The following is a 17,227-nucleotide window of genomic DNA, read 5'->3' as shown; positions in this document are numbered from 1 at the left end:
ACCCCTTACTTGTATTCAATGATGCGCATCTGCGCGTGGCTTAGACGCCGCCAATGGTAACGGATCATGCCAATGACATTCGGAAACTTGGACAGCGTCAGGAACACCGCGTGTTTGCGCGCCTCTGGTCCCGGCAGGCCCTCTGCCTGCAATCCACGGGTCGTGCGCCAATGGGAAAACCCGTATGCACCGAGAACCAGCAAAGGCACCGCGGGCGACAGGACCGCCCCGAAAAGTGCCAGAAGCGGCAGGATCAGGCCAAAGACCCAGCCCCGCTTTCGTTCGCGGACAAAGTAATCCGGGTGCATATGCCCCACCTGGGCAAAGCCATGCCCGGTGCGTTCGGCCCGTTTCCACCATTGCTGAAACCGAAGCCGCCCGCCGTCATGCCGTGACATTTCAGGGCTGATGCGCACCAGCCGCCAGCCAGCCTTGCGCAGGCGGGTGCAGAACTCATCATCCTCTGCGGCGATGACACGGGGGTCGAACCCGCCAACCGCTTCGAACGCAGACACGCGCACCATCATGTTGCCGCCGCAGGCCTCGATTTCGCCCTCGGGGCGTTTCCACTCAAAATCCGACATCTGGTTAAAAATGGTGGTGTCGCGGTGGAGTTCGGCCTGACGCCCCGTCACCAGCGCCAGATCATCCTCGGACCGCATCTTGTGTTCCGCAGCATCAAGCCAGCCATCCGTCATAATGCAATCCCCATCCAGAAACTGGATTGCCAAAGGCGGATTGTCCTGCGCCATCACCGCCTCGAACCCGGCGTTGCGCGCACGCGCAGCGGTGAAGGGCACGGACATATCAAGGTCAACAACAGTTGCCCCGACGGATGATGCGTTGGCCACGCTGTCATCGGTTGACCCGCTATCGACATAGATCACGCGCCGCGCTTGTGGCACGACCGATGCCAGAGATTTGACCAGACGCGCGCCTTCGTTTCGTCCGATCAAGACAACATCAACACTCATGCCGACAACCCTTTGTTGGGCCGCAGTCCCGGCGTGGGGCCGGGTGTGGCGTAGGTACAGAACAGGTTGGACAACCACGCCGCTTCGTGCGCCGCGTCGTATTCTGCGATCACTTTGGCCCGGCCCGCAGTGCCGAAACTGCGGCGGAGGTCAGGGTCTGACAGCAGTCCACCAAGCACATCGGCAAAGGCCTGAGCATCACCCGGTGGCACCAGCCGTCCACTGACACCGTCTTCGACCAGTTCCGGGACACCTGCAATCCGGGTCGTCAGAACCGGCACCTGCGCTGCCATTGCCTCCATCAAAACAACCGGCACGCCTTCGGCAAAGCTGGGCAAGACAAACACGTCCGTTTGTGCCAATTCCTCGGCTACTTCAGCTTGTGATTTGTAGCCAAGGAACGTCACCTTGTCTTGGAGCCCGCGTGCTTTGACCTCTGCCTCAAGCGCTGTGCGGTCCGGGCCGTCACCCACAAGGCGCAGAGTCAAATCGGGATGCTTATCTGACAAGTGCGCCAGCGCATCAATCAGGATAGGAACACCTTTGACTCCGGCCAGCCGCCCGACAAAAAGCGCCCGTTTGCCATTGAGATTTGGCTGTCGCGCATAACGTGATGGGTCCACGCCGCAATGTACGATGTGGAGTTTGTCCCAATGCTGAGCATCGGCAAAACACATAAGCTGCGACCTGCAGAAATGGCTGATGCAGGCGACAAACGACGCGCGGGCGGCCTTTTCGTCAATCCGCCAGTGATGTGGTTCAAAAAAGATATCTGGCCCGTGGATGGTAAAGCTCCAACGGATACCCGACAGTGCGCCGACCAACATCGCAACGGTGCACGACGCCTTGGCAATATGGTTGTGTAGATGGGTCACGCCCTCATCCATCAGCTTTGCCGCCAAAACACCCGCTTCGATGAAATAGATCAGATTATATAGCCTGCCCTTCAGGCCCCTCGGCGCGGTTCGCCACGCAAGGCCCAGTGCGGACAGATACCGACCCGGCGTCTTGATCCAGCGCAGATGCGCCCGCAGCGTCGTCGCGGGGGATTTTACCGCGTCCAGAACTTTGAACGTCTGCGCGTGTTCCCCGCGTTGTTCGGGACCGACAAGGTGTTCTACCCCGGTGGTGCGGATGGAACAGGTCAGAACCTCATGCCCGAGGGCGCGCAGATTGGCGACTTCGCGTTGAATAAACGTGTCACTGGCGCGGGGGTACTCGCCGGTCAGATAGGCAATCTTGGGCAGGGTCATCGCACAGCCCTCCAATCTGGGGCCGGATTGGGCAACGTGTCTGCAGCGACTGGTTTTTTCAGCCTATACCGAATGGGCAAGGCACGCTGCCTCAATACGTTTTCGCGCAAAAGTCCGGGCAGTTTCGCGGATATGGGCCGCAGCGTCCGCGCAACCGACGCCACAAGGCGCCAAGGCAGCGGCACAACATGCTTGGGCCAGCCAGTTTTGCGCAGGGCGGCAATCACCTGCCCGCGCGTTGGCGATACGGGGTCGATGATGGCAAACGTGTCGGTCACCTTGCACACAGTTGCGTCGACCAGCGCAGCGGCACAGCGGTCGACATGGCACATCGGCAAAGCGTCGTCGCCCCCAATGCGCAGCAAAACGGGGCCAAGTCCAACGCCCAGATGCGCGTTCCACAGATGGTCTGCATCATAGACGATCCCGGGGCGCAGGACTGCAAAACTTTCGAAACGCGCGGTGCGGGCGATCGTTTCCTGACGCACCTTTGCACCGGAATAGGCATCGCGCGACATAGACGGGTTTTCGAGAGGGCACTCGTCTGTCAGATCACCTCCGATGGGCACCTGGCTGGTGTCAAACACCGCAATCGAACTGGCCAGCGTAAGGTGCGGCGTTCCAGCCTGCCGCATGGCCTGAATCAGATGTTCGGTGCCGCCGACTGTGAGCTTTTTGTGATCTTCAGGATCGCCCGACATCGCGGCGGCCAGATGAATAACCGCATCGCAGCCCGCAAGTGCATCGGCCAGAGTCGTAACAGAATCCCCGATTGTCAGGTCGGTTGCAACATACGACACGCCCGTACGGGGTGCCCCTTTGGTCCGCTGAACCGCGACCACCTCAAGCCGCGCATTCAGGGCGGCGGTGACGGTGGCCTGCCCGATAAACCCGGAGGCCCCGGTGATCAAAATACGGGTCACATCGCCCATGGCATTGGCTCCATCGGGGTGCAGCGCGTGGTCATGGCTTGTGCTCCCGAGGTTTCGCCTGCGTTCTGGATCGCCAGCGTCACTTCGGTCATGTGCAGCGCAAAATCGTTGGACAGGCGCGACGGGCGGCCCGTGCGGATCGCGTCAAGCATCTCGGCTGGGCCCAGCATGAAGTTCATCGCGGCAGCGCCCCAACGTTTGACCTTGGGATGTGTCGGTTGGGACAGCTTCAGCGTTTTGGGGAAAGGTGATTCCATCAGCCGGCGGCGCAGGGTCATGCGTTTTGCAAAGGTCACCTTGGCCGAATTGTCCCACGCGGCCTTGCAGGCCAGCACACCGTTATCCCCCACAACGCGAATTTGGTGATCATGCGGGGCGACGATAGAGCAGGTCAGCCGCGTCATCGGGCCATTGTCAAAGAACAGCGTCGCCACCGACACGTCCGGCGCGTAAGGCCCGGTGCCTTCCTTGTCGGGGATGGTTTCGGCAGAGGCCGCAACCACAGTGCGCACCGATCCGAACCACGAGATCAGCCAGCCAAGATAGTAGCCCGCATGCTCCAAGGTACAGCCGACGCGGAATTCGTCCCCGAACGGCCAGGGCGCACCAGATTCGGATATCCACTTTTTGTAGGCGGCTTGCGGCACGAACCCATCGTCAAGTTCCGCATAGATCACCCGTGGCGCGCCCGCGATGCCTGCACGCAGGGCATGGCCCAAGGTTTGTGCGGCTTCACCCAACACGCTGCACGGCGCGGATGCCAGCATCAGACCGGCCGCGTTTGCCTGCGCATAAAGCGCTTTGGCCTCGTCCATGTTCATGGCGAGCGGTTTTTCAGAGTAGGTGTGGCACCCGGCAGCAAGGCAGGCAGAGTTCACCTCGAAATGCGATGACGGATTGGTCAGGTTCAGCAGAACACCATCGCGCGGATGTTGGTCAAGCAATTGCTCAAGCGACCCGACCAAGGGCACGTTCCAATGCGCGCAAAACTGTACCAACCGGGTGCTGTTTTGATCATACACCCCGGCAACGGTGATGCCGTCCATCGCCTGCAAGGACCGCATGTAGAGGTCAGCCACAAAGCCGCAACCGATAAGAGACACCACACCCATCATGATATCGCTGTCAACCGGAGGAGAGCGTGGCCGAGGCCACGGAAAAGGAAGGATCGAAGGCGTTTCACAGGCTGCTCTTGGATTATACGCGCTTTGTTCAGGCTTCTAAGATCACTCAATCATGGTCATATTTCGACAAAAGCGGATTTTATCAGGGGTAATCCGGGAATTTGCGCCGGAATGTCTTGATTTTGCAGCAGTCTGTCGCCGATGTGGCGCCATGACTTCACCGTTTTCCCCTTCACATGCAGCAGATCAGTCCCCGATGCGGTTCTGGGGGCGCGGCTATGACGTTCCGGTGAACGTGCCGGACTGGGCGTCGCTGGACACGGAAATCAACCAACGTCTGCGCGTGGGCAAAGGGTTTTCGGTTGCGACGATCAATCTGGATCACCTGGTCAAGCTGCGCGCAGACGCTCGGTTTCGCACGGCTTACGCGGCGCAGGACATTGTCGTGGCTGATGGCAACCCGATTGTGTGGCTGTCCCGGCTGGCGGGCCGACGGGTGGCCTTGATCCCCGGGTCGGATGCGATTGTGCCGATTGCCCGTATGGCAGCGGCACAGGGCAAAACGCTGGCCTTGATCGGAAGCACGGATCGGGCCCTCGCGGGTGCAAAGCAGTATTTCGAGGCCAATATTCCTGGCGCGCGGGTGGTTGCAACGATTGCGCCGCCAATGGGGTTTGATCCCACGGGTGCGTCTGCTGATACCGTGTTGGCGGCCCTACATGATGCGCAGGCCGATGTTGCGTTTCTGGCGTTGGGCGCACCGAAGCAGGAATTGTTTGCGGCGTATGGGCGCGACAAACTGCCATCGGTGGGGTTCGTGTCTATTGGTGCCGGGCTGGATTTCTTTGCCGGGACACAGGTGCGTGCGCCGAAATGGGTACGGGCGATTGCGATGGAATGGCTGTGGCGTGCTGCGTTGCAACCGGCGCGGATGGTGCCACGCTATGCCAAATGCGGGCTGATCCTGCCAAGTGAAACGGTCAATGCGATCAGGTTAAAACTGGGCGGAGGCCCCAAATAAGTCGACCGATTTCGCGCTATTCCAACCGGTGCACCCGGCCCTCGGCGGCCTCGGCATCGGCATGGTCGTGAGTGACCAGCAAAACCGGCAGTCCTTTGGCCCGTGCCTGACCAAAGACCAAGCTCCTGATCTGGCCGCGGCGTTCTGTGTCGAGCCTTGAGAAAGGTTCGTCCAGCAACAACGCCTTTGGCTCGGACAACAACATCCGCATAAGTGCGACGCGCGCCTTTTGACCGCCGGACAGGGTGTCGGGATCGCGGTTGGCAAACCCGTCCAGTCCGATATCGGCCAATGCGGCGTTGATCCGCTCTGCCCGGGCGGCCCGGCCTTTGACCTCTGCCCGTAACCCGAATGCAAGGTTTTCACCCACGGACAGATGGGGAAACAGCAATTCGTCCTGAAACAAGATGCCGACATGCCGCGCCTCGGGTGCAAGATCGGTGATGTCGCTGCCATTCAGAACTACGCGCCCCTGTGCCACAAATGCGCTGTCCAATGTGCCGATGATATAGGACAGCAAGGTCGATTTCCCCGACCCGCTTGGCCCCATCACGGTCAGCACCTCTCCCGGCGCGATATGGTCCGAGATGTCAACGAGCAAGCGCCCGTTGCGGCGGATCGAAATGCCCTCAAGGGTCAATCCGGGATCAGGCATGGCGCAGCCCCCTTCGGTTACGCCAGACGATGGCGGGGATGAACAACGCCAAGGCGAACGGCAGGAAGGCCAGCGCTGTCTGGCTGAGCGCGTAGACCGAAATCACCCGCCTGTCGCCCCCCGAGGCCAGCGCGACCGCTTCCGTCGTAAGCGTTTGCACCCGGCCCGCACCCGCCAGAAGCGTCGGCAGAAATTGCCCGATGGACACGGCAAAGCCCACGGCCGCAGCGGTCAGGATCGGCCGCAGCAACATTGGCAGCCGCACGCGCCACAGAACCCCGTCACAACCCGCACCCAAGGCCCGCGCAACATGGCCGTAGCGTGCATCCCATGCGCGAAACGGATCAGCCAGTGAGAGAAAGACATAGGGCAGAACGAAGATGATATGCACCATGATCACCGCTGTGCGATTGCCGTCGATCCCCGTAAAGATGGCAAGCGTTTGCAACCCCGTCAAAAACGCAATCTGCGGCACGATCAGCGGCACATACAGCAACCAAAGCGCGCGTGTGCTGGGTTTCAGCCCGTGGCGTTCTTCGGCCTCCAGACAGGCGAGGGTCAGTAGCAGGGCGATCAGCGTGGCCACTGACGCGATGATCAGCGTTTCGCTGGCCACTGGCCAAAGAGTCATCGCGTGCCGCATCCATGTGCGGCCAGAAAAACTATCGGGAAGCAGGTTGGGAAAGCTCCAGAATCCGGCGACCGACCAGATAAGCAACCCGAACAAGCCGAAGACGATAGCACTCGCGCTAAGGATGGCGGTGGCAAGTGATGCGGCGCGGATTGCCCGCGTGGCCCCGCCGCGTGCGCCCGAGGCCACCCAGCGATGGCCGATCCGGGCCACGATCCCTTCGGCCAGCCGCCACAGGATCAACGTGCCCACCACCAGCGCCAACTGCCAAACTGCGGCAGCCGAGGCAAGGAACCGCATATCCAGGTTGGGGTCGTTCATCCATCTAAGGATTTGCACCGCAAGCGTGGGCGGTGTGGTCGGTCCAAGGATCAGGGACACATCGACCACCGTCATGGAAAACGCCAGCACTGCGTAAACGGGCAGGCGGATCTGGGCATAGACCCGTGGAAATACGGTTTTGACCCATGCCGTGACTGGCGCATAGCCCAATGCCAGCGCGGTATCGCGCGCCTGACCTGTGCGGATCTGGCTCAATGCGGCCAATGTCATGAGCAACAGGAACGGCACCTCTTTGACCACCAGACCCGCGATCAGCGACAGGCCATAAGGGTCTTGCAGGATCAACAGATCGGGCGGTCTGTCCCATCCAGTCAGCCAGGGTGATGTCGCCCGCGCGATCCATCCTGACGGCGCAATCAGAAACGCCAGCCCAAAGGCAGCAGCGGCATGGGGCACCGACAAGAGCGGTGACAACGCGCGTTCGATGATCCGAAATGCACGCGATCCGCTCCATGCCGCGCAGATGAGCGTGACCAGCAGCAGCGACAGTGCAGTTGCAGTAACACCTGTGGTGACGCTCAGAACGCTGGCGCGGGTGATGCCGGGCCAGTCAAACAACATCGCAAACGCGTGCATGTTGAGTGTATCACCACCCAGCGCCGGCATGTACCCAAAGGCCGGGGCCAGCGTGCCCAGAAGCCCGGCAATCACTGGACCAATCATGATCCCTACCGTCAAAAGCGGGGCCCATGGCAGAAACCGGGCCCGTGCCGTGAAAGTATCGCAGCTTTGGGTCACGCAGCGTCCCTATTGCGCGACGCCGTACCGGTCGGTCCAGTCTTCCTCAAGCCGGACCATCCAGCTCGGATGTGGTTCGGACAGGGTCGCGCCCAGATCTTCGGGCGGCAAGGTGGCGATGCCCAGCTCCAGCGCATCAAACCGCGCGCGGTCTTCACCAGTCAGCTTGGTCAGATCAAGAACAGTGCCAAGGCCCCAAACCTCGGGGTCCTGCATCATCGCCTGCGCCTCGGGGGACATCATGAAATTGGCCACCACCATCGCACCCGCCTTGGCATTCGCATTGTAAGGGATAGCGACAAAGCTTGCGTTGCCGATGCTGCCTGCGTCCATCACGAAGGACCGGACTGACGGCTGCAATTGGCCATTGGCGATCGCGTTGCTGGCCTCGTTCGGATTAAAGCTGATGGCCAGGTCGATCTCACCATCCGCCACAAGCTGGATCTGCCGCGCCTCGTTCTGCGGATAGGCCCGGCCAGACCGCCAGAGGGTTGGGGTTAACCCGTCAAGGAAAGCCCAGAACTCGGCTGTTGCGGCATCATATACCGCGTCGTTGACCGGCGATTGCAGGACTGACGCGTCCGGCACAAATTCAATCAACGCTTGTTTGAGAAAGGTCGAACCAAGAAAATTCGGCGGTTGCGGATAGGTGAACCGCCCGGGATTGTCAGCGGCATAGGTGGCCAAAGCCTCCATCGTCGTGGGCGGCGTGTCCAGCCGTTCGGTGTCATAGTAGAACACCACCTGCGCCATGCCCCACGGTGCCTCAAGCCCATCTGTGGGCACCGTGAAGTCCGAGATCACCGCAGGCTTGCCCGCCACATCGACATTGGCCCAGCTTGGCATTTGTTCGACCCACGGACCGAACAACAGATCCTGCTGCTTCATCGCGGCAAAATTTTCACCGTTGATCCAGATCATATCCACCGCGCCGCCGTCATCCTTGCCAGCTGTCTTTTCCGCCAAAACCCGGCTGACCGCATCAGCGGTGTCAGACAGCTTTACGTGCTCCAGCGTCACACCGTAGTCTTGGTTCACTCGGTCACCGATCCAGGCGATAAAGCTGTTGATGGTGTCCGACCCACCCCATGCGTTCCAATACACGGTCTCCCCGCGCGCCTCTTCAACCACCGCGTCCCAGTTCGATGGGTCCGGTTCCGCCTGTGCGGCAAAGGCAGTGAACGTAACGAGCGAGGCGGCAAGAAGCGTGCGCATGAAATCTGATCCCTAGTGCAAAAGGCAAAAGCCCCGGTTTTGGCGTTAAAACCAGCGTTACCCGTCTTGGGTCAAATGACAAACAGGTGTGCAAGATTTCAGTATACCGGTCACATCCCGCCCGCTATGGCAGTTTGTGACCCAGCACCCCGAGGCCCCAAAATGATCGACGCGACCATTCTGCCGCTTGTGAAACGCGCCATTGCCCGCCCGGCGCGCATGCTGGTTGCACGCGGCATCCGGGCGGATCAGGTCACGTTTGTGGGGTTTGGAATCGGTCTTATGGGGGTGCTGGCCGTCTGGGCGGGCCTGTTCTGGCTTGCATTGACGTGTCTTGCGCTCAACCGTCTCGCGGATGGGCTGGACGGGGCCGTGGCGCGCCTGACCCAACCCACGGATCGCGGCACGTTCCTCGATATCGCATTGGACTTTATGTTCTACGGCCTGTTTCCGCTTGGCTTTGCCTTGCACGACCCAGGTGCAAACGCGCTGCCTGCTGCCGTTTTGATCTGTAGCTTCATCGGCACAGGGTCCAGCTTTCTCGCGTTCTCAGTCATTGCCGAAAAGCGTGGGATCACGTCGGACCAGTACCCGACCAAGGGCATCTATTATCTCGGTGGTTTGACAGAAGGCACGGAAACCATTGGCCTATTTGTCGCCATGTGCATCTTCCCGGCAGCGTTCCCCTGGCTTGCCTACGCCTTTGCCCTGCTTTGTGCGATCACAACCGGAACGCGATGGTTGGCGGGATGGCGTATGTTTGACTAGCGCATCCTGCCCCTCCTTATGTTCTCAAATACTGTCGAGGGTTTGGAGGCAGAGCCCCAATGGATTGGATCACATCAGCGGTTCGATCAATGGGCCTAAGCGCCCTCTCCACATCCTGCACCGCCTCTGCTAGACCGCATGAAAGATTAGGCCGAGCAGGAAGCGCAGCATATGACCACTCCGAAACCTGTCGTTTTGACCATCCTCGACGGCTGGGGCCTGCGCGACGATCCCACCGCCAATGCGCCGAAACTGGCACAGACGCCGACGATGGATCACCTGATGGCGACCTGCCCCCATGCAACATTGATCACGCATGGACCGGATGTAGGCCTGCCAAAGGGACAGATGGGCAACTCCGAGGTGGGTCACACCAATATCGGTGCCGGGCGCGTGGTGGCAATGGATTTGGGCCAGATCGATCTGGCCATCGAAGACGGCAGTTTTTTCACCAATGCAGCGATTCTTGAGTTCGCCAAGGCGGTCAAGGACGTGGGTGGCAGGGCGCATGTCATGGGTGTGGTGTCGGATGGGGGCGTGCATGGGCACATCACCCACATCAAAGCCACTGTGAAAATGCTCAGCGATCTGGGTGTCGACGTGGTGCTGCACGCGATCACAGATGGGCGCGATGTGGCACCGACATCGGCCATGGGCTTCATCACCGATCTGAGCGCAAACCTGCCCAAGAGCGCCCGGATCGGCACCGTCATTGGGCGCTACTTTGCTATGGACCGCGACACGCGTTGGGATCGGGTGGAGCGCGCCTATCGGGCGATGATCGACGGGCAGGGTGCTGCTGCAATGAGTGCCGTTTCTGCGGTCGAGGACGCCTATGCAAAGGGTCAGAATGACGAATTCATCGAACCCTGCGTGATTGCTGATTATGCCGGGATGGCCAAGGGGGATGGGGTCTTCTGCCTCAACTTCCGGGCCGACCGTGCACGGGAAATTCTTGCGGCCATCGGTGCCCCTGATTTCGATGGGTTCCCGCGTGAAAGACCCGCACTGTCCTGTCTGCTGGGCATGGTGGACTATTCCAAAGCGCATGACGCCTACATGACAACCGCCTACCCCAAACAAACGATTCACAACACGCTGGGTGAATGGGTGGCAAAACATGGCAAAACCCAGTTCCGCCTGGCCGAGACCGAGAAATACCCGCACGTGACCTTTTTCCTGAACGGGGGGCAGGAAGCGCCCGAAGCCGGTGAAGACAGGTTTATGCCCAAAAGCCCGAACGTCGCCACGTATGATCTGCAACCCGAGATGTCCTCCGACGAAGTGACTGCGAAATTCGTGGCTGCGGTCGAGGCGGGGTATGACCTGATTGTCACCAACTACGCCAATCCTGACATGGTTGGGCATACCGGTGATCTGAATGCTGCGATCAAGGCCTGCGAAGCGGTGGATGCCGGGCTGGGCACAGTTCTGGCTGCCATAGAAAAGGTGGGGGGCGCGATGATCGTGACCGCCGATCACGGAAATTGCGAAACCATGGTGGACCCGGAAACCGGCGGGCCGCATACCGCGCATACGACGAACCTTGTGCCGGTGGTGCTGTATGGCGGGCCCGAGGGCGCAAGGTTGGCCGATGGCCGACTGGCCGATCTGGCACCCACTCTGCTTGCGCTGATGGGCCTGCGGCAACCGGACGAGATGACCGGGCAAAGCCTGATCCGCATATGAGACACCTCGTTCTTCTTCTTTGTCTGTTGGTTGCGCCTGCGTCGGCGCAAACCCCGGCTCAAGCGGCGCTTGGTGCAATGGCGCAGTTAGAAGAGGCGACCGTCAAACTGGACGCAGCAGAGAGCGCACGGGATCGCGTGCGCGCTCTGACCGAAGCGGTGCAGGCGTTCGAAGCCGGCCTTGCGGCGATGCGTGACGGCTTGCGGGCAGCATCGATCCGGGAAACTGAACTGCGCCGCGCGCTTGACGCCCGCGATGCCGAAGTAACGCGACTTCTGGCGGGATTGTCGGCGCTGGGCAGCTCTGCGGGACCACAAAGCTTTGTGCATCCCGATGGCCCTATCGGCGCGGCGCGGGCCGGTGTGTTGATGGCGTCGGTGACGCCTGCGCTGTCTAATGCCGCTGCCGGGTTGCGCGCCGATCTCGAAGAGGCAACAGCGCTGCGCCAGCTTCAGCAGGATGCGGCCAACACGCTGCAAACTGGGCTGGCAAATATCCAAACTGCGCGCACCGCGTTAAGCCAGGCAATGGCCGAACGCACCGACCTGCCGCGCAAGTTCACCGAAGACCCGGTCAGGACCGCGCTCTTGATCGCGGCGACCGAAACACTGGATGGGTTTGCGGCGGGGCTGAGCCAGATCTCGGAAACCGAGGCGGATTTGTCGCTGCCCTCGGCGCGCAACCGCAAAGGGGCGCTGTCGCTTCCCGTCTCTGGCGAGGTTCTGCGCCGCGCGGGCGAAACCGACGCGGCAGGTGTCACGCGTCCCGGCGTTCTGATCGCCACCCGCCCGCGTGCTCTGGTGACGACGCCTGCGGCAGCGACGATCCGGTACCGGGGGCCGCTTTTGGATTACGGGTTGGTCACCATTCTTGAACCCGAACCCGATGTCTTGTTTGTCTTTGCCGGTCTTGAAACAGTGTTCGGAGAAACCGGACAGGTGCTTCCCGAAGGCAGTCCTGTCGGTTTGATGGGCGGCCCAGAGGGGCAAAACGGTGATATTCAATCACCATCCGGTGAAAGGGCTGGCGAAGCACTGTCCGAAACGCTCTATATAGAGGTCAGATTGGGCGACACGCCAGAGGACCCCCTTGGGTGGTTCACAGAGGATAAGGGAATGACTGAATGAAAAAAGTAGTCATGGCGGCCATGGGCGGCACATTGGCAGGCATCGTGGCCACCACGCAATTCGTGGGTCCGCTGGTGGCACAGGAAAGCGCGCGCACCACAAATGTATACGAACAGCTTGATCTGTTCGGCGACATCTTCGAACGCATCCGCGCGCAATATGTCGAAGAGGTGGATGCGGGCGATCTGATCGAAGCGGCCATTGACGGCATGCTGACCTCGCTTGATCCCCACTCCAGCTACCTGTCGCCCGATGATGCCGCTGACATGCGTGTTCAGACACGCGGCGAATTCGGCGGTCTTGGAATCGAGGTCACGCAGGAAGATGGCTTCGTCAAGGTTGTGTCCCCCATCGACGGAACCCCTGCCGATGACGCCGGCATCGAGGCTGGCGATTTCATCACCCATGTGGATGGCGACTCGGTTCTGGGTCTGGCCCTGGACGAAGCGGTGGACATGATGCGCGGCCCGGTCGGGTCGGAAATCATCATCACCGTTGTGCGCGAAGGCGAATCCGAACCGTTCGACGTGTCGATCATCCGCGACACGATCAAGCTCACTGCCGTACGCACGCGTCTTCAAGGCGAAGCTGTTGTCCTGCGTGTGACCACGTTCAATGACCAGACTTATTCCAACCTTGAAGAGGGTCTTGCTGAACAGATCGAAGCGGCAGGTGGACTGGACAATGTTGAAGGCATCGTTCTTGACCTGCGCAACAACCCCGGTGGTTTGCTCAATCAGGCGATCCGCGTCAGCGATGCGTTCCTTGAAAAGGGCGAAATCGTCAGCACCCGTGGCCGCAACCCCGAAGATGGCGACCGCTACAACGCCACACCGGGCGATCTGACCGAAGGCAAGCCGATTGTGGTTCTGATCAACGGCGGCTCGGCGTCGGCGTCGGAAATCGTCGCTGGTGCGCTTCAGGATCACCGTCGCGCCATCGTTGTCGGCACCAAATCCTTTGGCAAAGGGTCGGTTCAGACAGTCATGCCGCTCCGGGGTGATGGGGCCATGCGCCTCACAACCGCGCGCTACTACACCCCGTCGGGTCGGTCGATCCAGTCGTTGGGCGTATCCCCGGACATCATCGTGGCCCAGCCACGCCGCCCCGAAGCCACCGAGGAAGAGGAAGAAACCAACGCTTTCAGCCGCTCCGAGGCCGATCTGCGCGGCAGTCTCGACAACGACAGCCTCAGCGAAGATGAAATTCAGCAGATCGAGGCTGACCGTGACAAGGCCGAAGCCGCCGCGGCCCTGCGCGAAGAAGATTACCAACTGGCCTATGCCATCGACATCCTCAAGGGGTTGACTGCGCTTCAACCGTCGAACGACTAAGACACCAACGCGGCACGGGATTGTCTCGTGCCGCGATTTGACAAAGGCCTTACGATGACACCCGATGAAATTGCGCGCTTGCCCTATCGCCCTTGTGTGGGCGTCATGTTGGTGAATGCGGACGGCAATGTCTTTGTTGGCCAAAGGCTCGATAATCCCGGTCCGGCGTGGCAAATGCCCCAAGGTGGCGTGGACAAAGGCGAAAGCCCCCGTGACGCTGCCCTGCGCGAATTGTGGGAAGAAACCGGGGTTACGTCTGGGCTGGTCAAGATCGAAGCGGAATCAAAAGACTGGATTCCCTACGATCTGCCACCTGACCTTGTGGGCAAGCTCTGGAAGGGGCGGTATCGAGGACAAGAACAGAAATGGTTTCTGATGCGGTTCAAAGGCACGGATGATCAGGTTGATATTGCAACCCAACATCAGGAATTCAGCCGCTGGAAATGGATGGAACCAGACCAACTCATCAACAACATCGTGCCGTTCAAACGCCATGTCTACGAACGCGTTCTGGCCGTGTTCAAGGAACACCTGTGATGCGGCTTGCAGCGCTTGTCGCGTCCATGGTGGCGCTGGCACAACCTGCATGGGCGCTAAGCTGTATGTCCACGAATGTTGCTGCCGACTATGCTTATGCGGCCGCGTCCAATGCTGCATATATCGTGGTCTCGGGCGATCTGTTCTTCGATATGTCCAAGCTTCCCGACACCAGCAAAAACCGCACATCCCGGATGGGCACCAGCACTGAAATCAAAGGCTGGCTGAAAGGCAAATCGCTGACTCAGGAGGGCTTTACCAAACCGTTCGAACGTGACGTGACCCTGCGCGTGTCATGTCTTGGCCCGTGGTGCGGTACCATCGCCAAGGGCGCGCACCTGACCTTTCTCAAGCAAGAAGGCCGCAGTTGGGTCATCGAGGTCAGCCCCTGTCCAAGTCTGACCTATGCGGACCCGACGCCAGATCAGGAATCCATGCTTCTAGCGTGTTTCAGGGGCCAAGAGTGCATCGCCAATTAGAGTCCACCCGCGCTATTGGGGCGAATGAGCTTGGCGATGGTCCTGCGCTAAACGCGCAGTGCTTTGGGCGTCACTCCACCCTGACAGAAACGCTTTGAGCGACAAAATCCGTTTGGCCAAACACGTTGAGAAACGCCACATCCGCGGCATCCGCGCCGACGCCAATGCGCGCAATGGTGTCGGCAGGGGCCATGCCGGTTGCGTCCACCAAATGCCATGTGCCGTCCAGATAAACCTCTGCCACGGCATGAAAATCAGGCGGTGAAGCCCCCGGCGCATAGACGCTGGCAAAGCGCGCGGGGATGGTCGCGGCGCGGGCCAACGTGATCAGAACATGCGCGAAATCGCGGCAAACACCTTGCCGCTGCACAAAACTGTCGAGCGCGGTGGTCTGCGCGTTGCTGACCCCCGGCACATAGCGAAACGCGCCTTCGATCCAGTCACGGATCGCAGCGATCCGCGCCCCGCCGTTCAGGTGCCCGAACTCGGCGGCCACAAAGGCCTGAAATTCATCCGACGGGCAATAGCGCGAGGGCATCAGGTAACGCACCGTATCACCGGGAAGCCGGTGAGGCGGAACGGCGTCCAAAGCGCTAAGATTCAGCAGGGCGCGGTCCACCTTGATCCGGGCGGTGTAGTCACATCGGAACAGGCCATCTGCCCGCAGCCAGATGCGCTCTCCCAGGCCTTCGTCTGCCGCGACGCGGGCAAAATGCGTGACCTCGGAACAGTCGATATGTGCGTGCAACAGGCGTTGGTCGGCAAGGTCCGCCGCTTCGACTTGCAAAAGCAAATCAGTGGGAGTGGACAAGCGGTATTGCAGATTCACATCGATGTTTAGGATCACATTGGGGCCTTCATTGGAGCGACGGGCGGCGCAGGCGGCGTTTCGGGGTAGCCCCCTTGGTCGTGACTAGCACCCTAGCGCAACTTCCTGAGGATGTTCAGCGACGCATATCCATCTGGGATGTCGCCAACAGAAGCCTGAAATGCGCGCACTGCATTGATGGTCAAAGGTCCGATCTTGCCGTCGATCTTTTGCGTGTCAAAGCCCTTGGCCGTCAGTAAACGCTGCAATTCCTTGCGTTCGCCATAGGTCAGCGCGCGGTCTTCGCGTGGCCAGCCGGATTGGATTGGGCCGCTTCCGGTGATCCGGTCACTGAGGTGACCAACTCCGATCACATAGGCATCGGCGGTGTTGTAGGTCTCGATCACGTCGAAATTCTTGAAGATCAGAAACGCCGCGCCTCTCGCCCCCGCAGGCAGCAGCACTGATGCGTCCCCGTGATCTGGCACCGCCGCACCATCAAGACCAATGACACCGATCTTCGCCCAGTCAGAGGGCAGGCGTTTGGTGTTCCGATCGGCAAGCCTGTAGTCGAACCCCTGCGGGATCGTGACCTCAACTCCCCAAGGCGCGCCTTTGACCCAGCCGTTCTTCGCAAGGTAATTCGCGGTCGAGGCCAGCGCATCTGCCGGATCGTCCGACCAGATGTCGCGCCTGCCGTCACCGTCGAAATCCACCGCGAGCGATTGGTAGGACGTTGGGATAAACTGAGTGTGCCCCATTGCCCCGGCCCAGCTTCCGGTGAAATTGGCCAAATCCACGTCGCCACTTTGCAGAATCTTGAGCGCTTCGATCAATTGTTGTTCAAAGAATGCGCTGCGGCGGGCGTCAAAGGCCAAGGTCGCCAGCGATCCGATCACGGGGTTTGATCCCCGGAAGGTGCCATAGGCCGATTCCAGCCCCCAGATTGCGACAACCACGTCCTTGTCGACATTGTAGCGCGCCTCGATCTGGCCAAGCACGTCCATGTGTTTGTGCAGCGCAGCCTTGCCGTTGGTGACCCGCGCGTCCGAGGCCGCACTGTCAAGGTAGTCCCAGATTGTTTTCGTGAATTCCGACTGGTTGCGGTCGCGGCGGATCACGTCGGCGTCATATTGCACATTCGTAAACGCCCGGTCCAACACATCGCCAGAAATATCCTGTTGCAAAGCGCGCGTGCGGAACGCCCTGATCCAGTCCTCGAACCCGGCTTGGTTTGCCACCGGGCTCACCGATGCGGGCGACACGGCGGGCCGCAAGAACGGGCGCAGCGAATTGCGCGGGGCGGTGACCGATACAAGCGATACCATGTTTCGACTGACCTCGGCCTCGGTTGCAGACCGACTGACGGGACGGGTCGTGTCCCTCAGCGTTTCGGCCAAGGCGGTGGTCCCGACCAGCGTCAGAACAAAGGCTGTTACCTGAATGCGCATGTCTTCATTTCCTGCTGCCCGCGTCCGTTTGCCGAACTTTGATCCAGCCTAGCGCGATTGTGTCGATTTGCGAAGCAATCAAAACGGCGCCAAGCGATGTCCTGCCGCACCTGTATGAAAGGGGCCGACGCTGATCAAATGAAGGGGTT

16 protein-coding genes are annotated in these 17,227 nt (G+C 60.4%); 7 read left to right on the top strand and 9 right to left on the bottom strand.

Features of this window, described 5'->3' with window-relative positions; all coding sequences use genetic code 11:
* Nucleotides 1–5: 5 nt before the first annotated feature.
* From ACSHXH_RS05200 to ACSHXH_RS05185, 4 genes are read right to left on the bottom strand one after another with little or no spacing between them, the layout of a single operon-like run.
* Complete coding sequence (locus ACSHXH_RS05200) at nt 6–974, bottom strand: glycosyltransferase (protein ID WP_435670713.1); 969 nt, start codon at nt 972–974, stop codon at nt 6–8.
* Nucleotides 971–2,227 (bottom strand): glycosyltransferase, encoded by a 1,257-nt coding sequence (locus ACSHXH_RS05195; RefSeq protein ID WP_435670712.1) that lies wholly within the window; start codon nt 2,225–2,227, stop codon nt 971–973. The genes ACSHXH_RS05200 and ACSHXH_RS05195 overlap by 4 nt, the downstream gene beginning before the upstream one ends.
* Complete coding sequence (locus tag ACSHXH_RS05190; protein WP_435670711.1) at nt 2,224–3,159, bottom strand: NAD-dependent epimerase/dehydratase family protein; 936 nt, start codon at nt 3,157–3,159, stop codon at nt 2,224–2,226. The genes ACSHXH_RS05195 and ACSHXH_RS05190 overlap by 4 nt, the downstream gene beginning before the upstream one ends.
* The gene (locus ACSHXH_RS05185) at nt 3,147–4,271 is read right to left on the bottom strand and encodes a Gfo/Idh/MocA family protein (RefSeq protein WP_435670999.1); all 1,125 of its coding nucleotides are present in this window, start codon (nt 4,269–4,271) and stop codon (nt 3,147–3,149) included. Before ACSHXH_RS05185 ends, ACSHXH_RS05190 begins: the two co-directional genes overlap by 13 nt.
* Before the next feature lie 223 nt (nt 4,272–4,494).
* On the opposite strand from ACSHXH_RS05185, the gene ACSHXH_RS05180 reads away from it, so the two are divergent.
* Nucleotides 4,495–5,304 (top strand): WecB/TagA/CpsF family glycosyltransferase, encoded by an 810-nt coding sequence (locus ACSHXH_RS05180; RefSeq protein WP_435670710.1) that lies wholly within the window; start codon nt 4,495–4,497, stop codon nt 5,302–5,304.
* 16 nt (nt 5,305–5,320) lie between these two features.
* On the opposite strand, the gene ACSHXH_RS05175 is transcribed toward ACSHXH_RS05180, so the two are convergent.
* The 3 genes from ACSHXH_RS05175 to ACSHXH_RS05165 all read right to left on the bottom strand — a co-directional run bounded on the left by ACSHXH_RS05175 (nt 5,321) and on the right by ACSHXH_RS05165 (nt 8,885).
* On the bottom strand, nt 5,321–5,959 hold the full coding sequence (locus tag ACSHXH_RS05175) for an ATP-binding cassette domain-containing protein (RefSeq protein ID WP_435670709.1): 639 nt from the start codon (nt 5,957–5,959) through the stop codon (nt 5,321–5,323).
* Nucleotides 5,952–7,595, bottom strand: a complete 1,644-nt coding sequence (locus ACSHXH_RS05170) for an ABC transporter permease (protein WP_435670708.1) — start codon at nt 7,593–7,595, stop codon at nt 5,952–5,954. Before ACSHXH_RS05170 ends, ACSHXH_RS05175 begins: the two co-directional genes overlap by 8 nt.
* A gap of 84 nt (nt 7,596–7,679) precedes the next feature.
* Complete coding sequence (locus ACSHXH_RS05165) at nt 7,680–8,885, bottom strand: ABC transporter substrate-binding protein (protein WP_435670707.1); 1,206 nt, start codon at nt 8,883–8,885, stop codon at nt 7,680–7,682.
* 162 nt (nt 8,886–9,047) lie between these two features.
* On the opposite strand from ACSHXH_RS05165, the gene ACSHXH_RS05160 reads away from it, so the two are divergent.
* The 6 genes from ACSHXH_RS05160 to ACSHXH_RS05135 all read left to right on the top strand — a co-directional run bounded on the left by ACSHXH_RS05160 (nt 9,048) and on the right by ACSHXH_RS05135 (nt 14,819).
* The gene (locus ACSHXH_RS05160) at nt 9,048–9,653 is read left to right on the top strand and encodes a CDP-alcohol phosphatidyltransferase family protein (protein WP_435670706.1); all 606 of its coding nucleotides are present in this window, start codon (nt 9,048–9,050) and stop codon (nt 9,651–9,653) included.
* A gap of 171 nt (nt 9,654–9,824) precedes the next feature.
* The gene (gene gpmI, locus ACSHXH_RS05155) at nt 9,825–11,342 is read left to right on the top strand and encodes a 2,3-bisphosphoglycerate-independent phosphoglycerate mutase (protein WP_435670705.1); all 1,518 of its coding nucleotides are present in this window, start codon (nt 9,825–9,827) and stop codon (nt 11,340–11,342) included.
* Nucleotides 11,339–12,469 carry a murein hydrolase activator EnvC family protein gene (locus ACSHXH_RS05150; RefSeq protein WP_435670704.1) on the top strand — a complete coding sequence of 377 codons (1,131 nt, stop codon included), beginning with the start codon at nt 11,339–11,341 and terminating at the stop codon, nt 12,467–12,469. Before gpmI ends, ACSHXH_RS05150 begins: the two co-directional genes overlap by 4 nt.
* Complete coding sequence (locus ACSHXH_RS05145; RefSeq protein ID WP_435670703.1) at nt 12,466–13,803, top strand: S41 family peptidase; 1,338 nt, start codon at nt 12,466–12,468, stop codon at nt 13,801–13,803. Before ACSHXH_RS05150 ends, ACSHXH_RS05145 begins: the two co-directional genes overlap by 4 nt.
* Before the next feature lie 54 nt (nt 13,804–13,857).
* The gene (locus ACSHXH_RS05140) at nt 13,858–14,340 is read left to right on the top strand and encodes an RNA pyrophosphohydrolase (protein WP_435670702.1); all 483 of its coding nucleotides are present in this window, start codon (nt 13,858–13,860) and stop codon (nt 14,338–14,340) included.
* Nucleotides 14,340–14,819, top strand: a complete 480-nt coding sequence (locus tag ACSHXH_RS05135; RefSeq protein WP_435670701.1) for a hypothetical protein — start codon at nt 14,340–14,342, stop codon at nt 14,817–14,819. The genes ACSHXH_RS05140 and ACSHXH_RS05135 overlap by 1 nt, the downstream gene beginning before the upstream one ends.
* A 70-nt stretch (nt 14,820–14,889) precedes the next feature.
* On the opposite strand, the gene ACSHXH_RS05130 is transcribed toward ACSHXH_RS05135, so the two are convergent.
* Nucleotides 14,890–15,666, bottom strand: coding sequence for a transglutaminase-like domain-containing protein (locus ACSHXH_RS05130; RefSeq protein WP_435670700.1), 777 nt, complete (start codon nt 15,664–15,666; stop codon nt 14,890–14,892).
* Nucleotides 15,667–15,740: 74 nt separating this feature from the next.
* Nucleotides 15,741–17,078, bottom strand: a complete 1,338-nt coding sequence (locus ACSHXH_RS05125) for a lytic murein transglycosylase (protein WP_435670699.1) — start codon at nt 17,076–17,078, stop codon at nt 15,741–15,743.
* Between the last annotated feature and the right edge of the window lie 149 nt (nt 17,079–17,227).

Origin of the sequence: Marivita sp., from assembly GCF_051251565.1 — a bacterium.
GTDB lineage: Bacteria > Pseudomonadota > Alphaproteobacteria > Rhodobacterales > Rhodobacteraceae > Marivita.
Note: the sequence above shows the minus strand (reverse complement) of the source record. Positions and strands in the feature narration are given on the sequence as shown.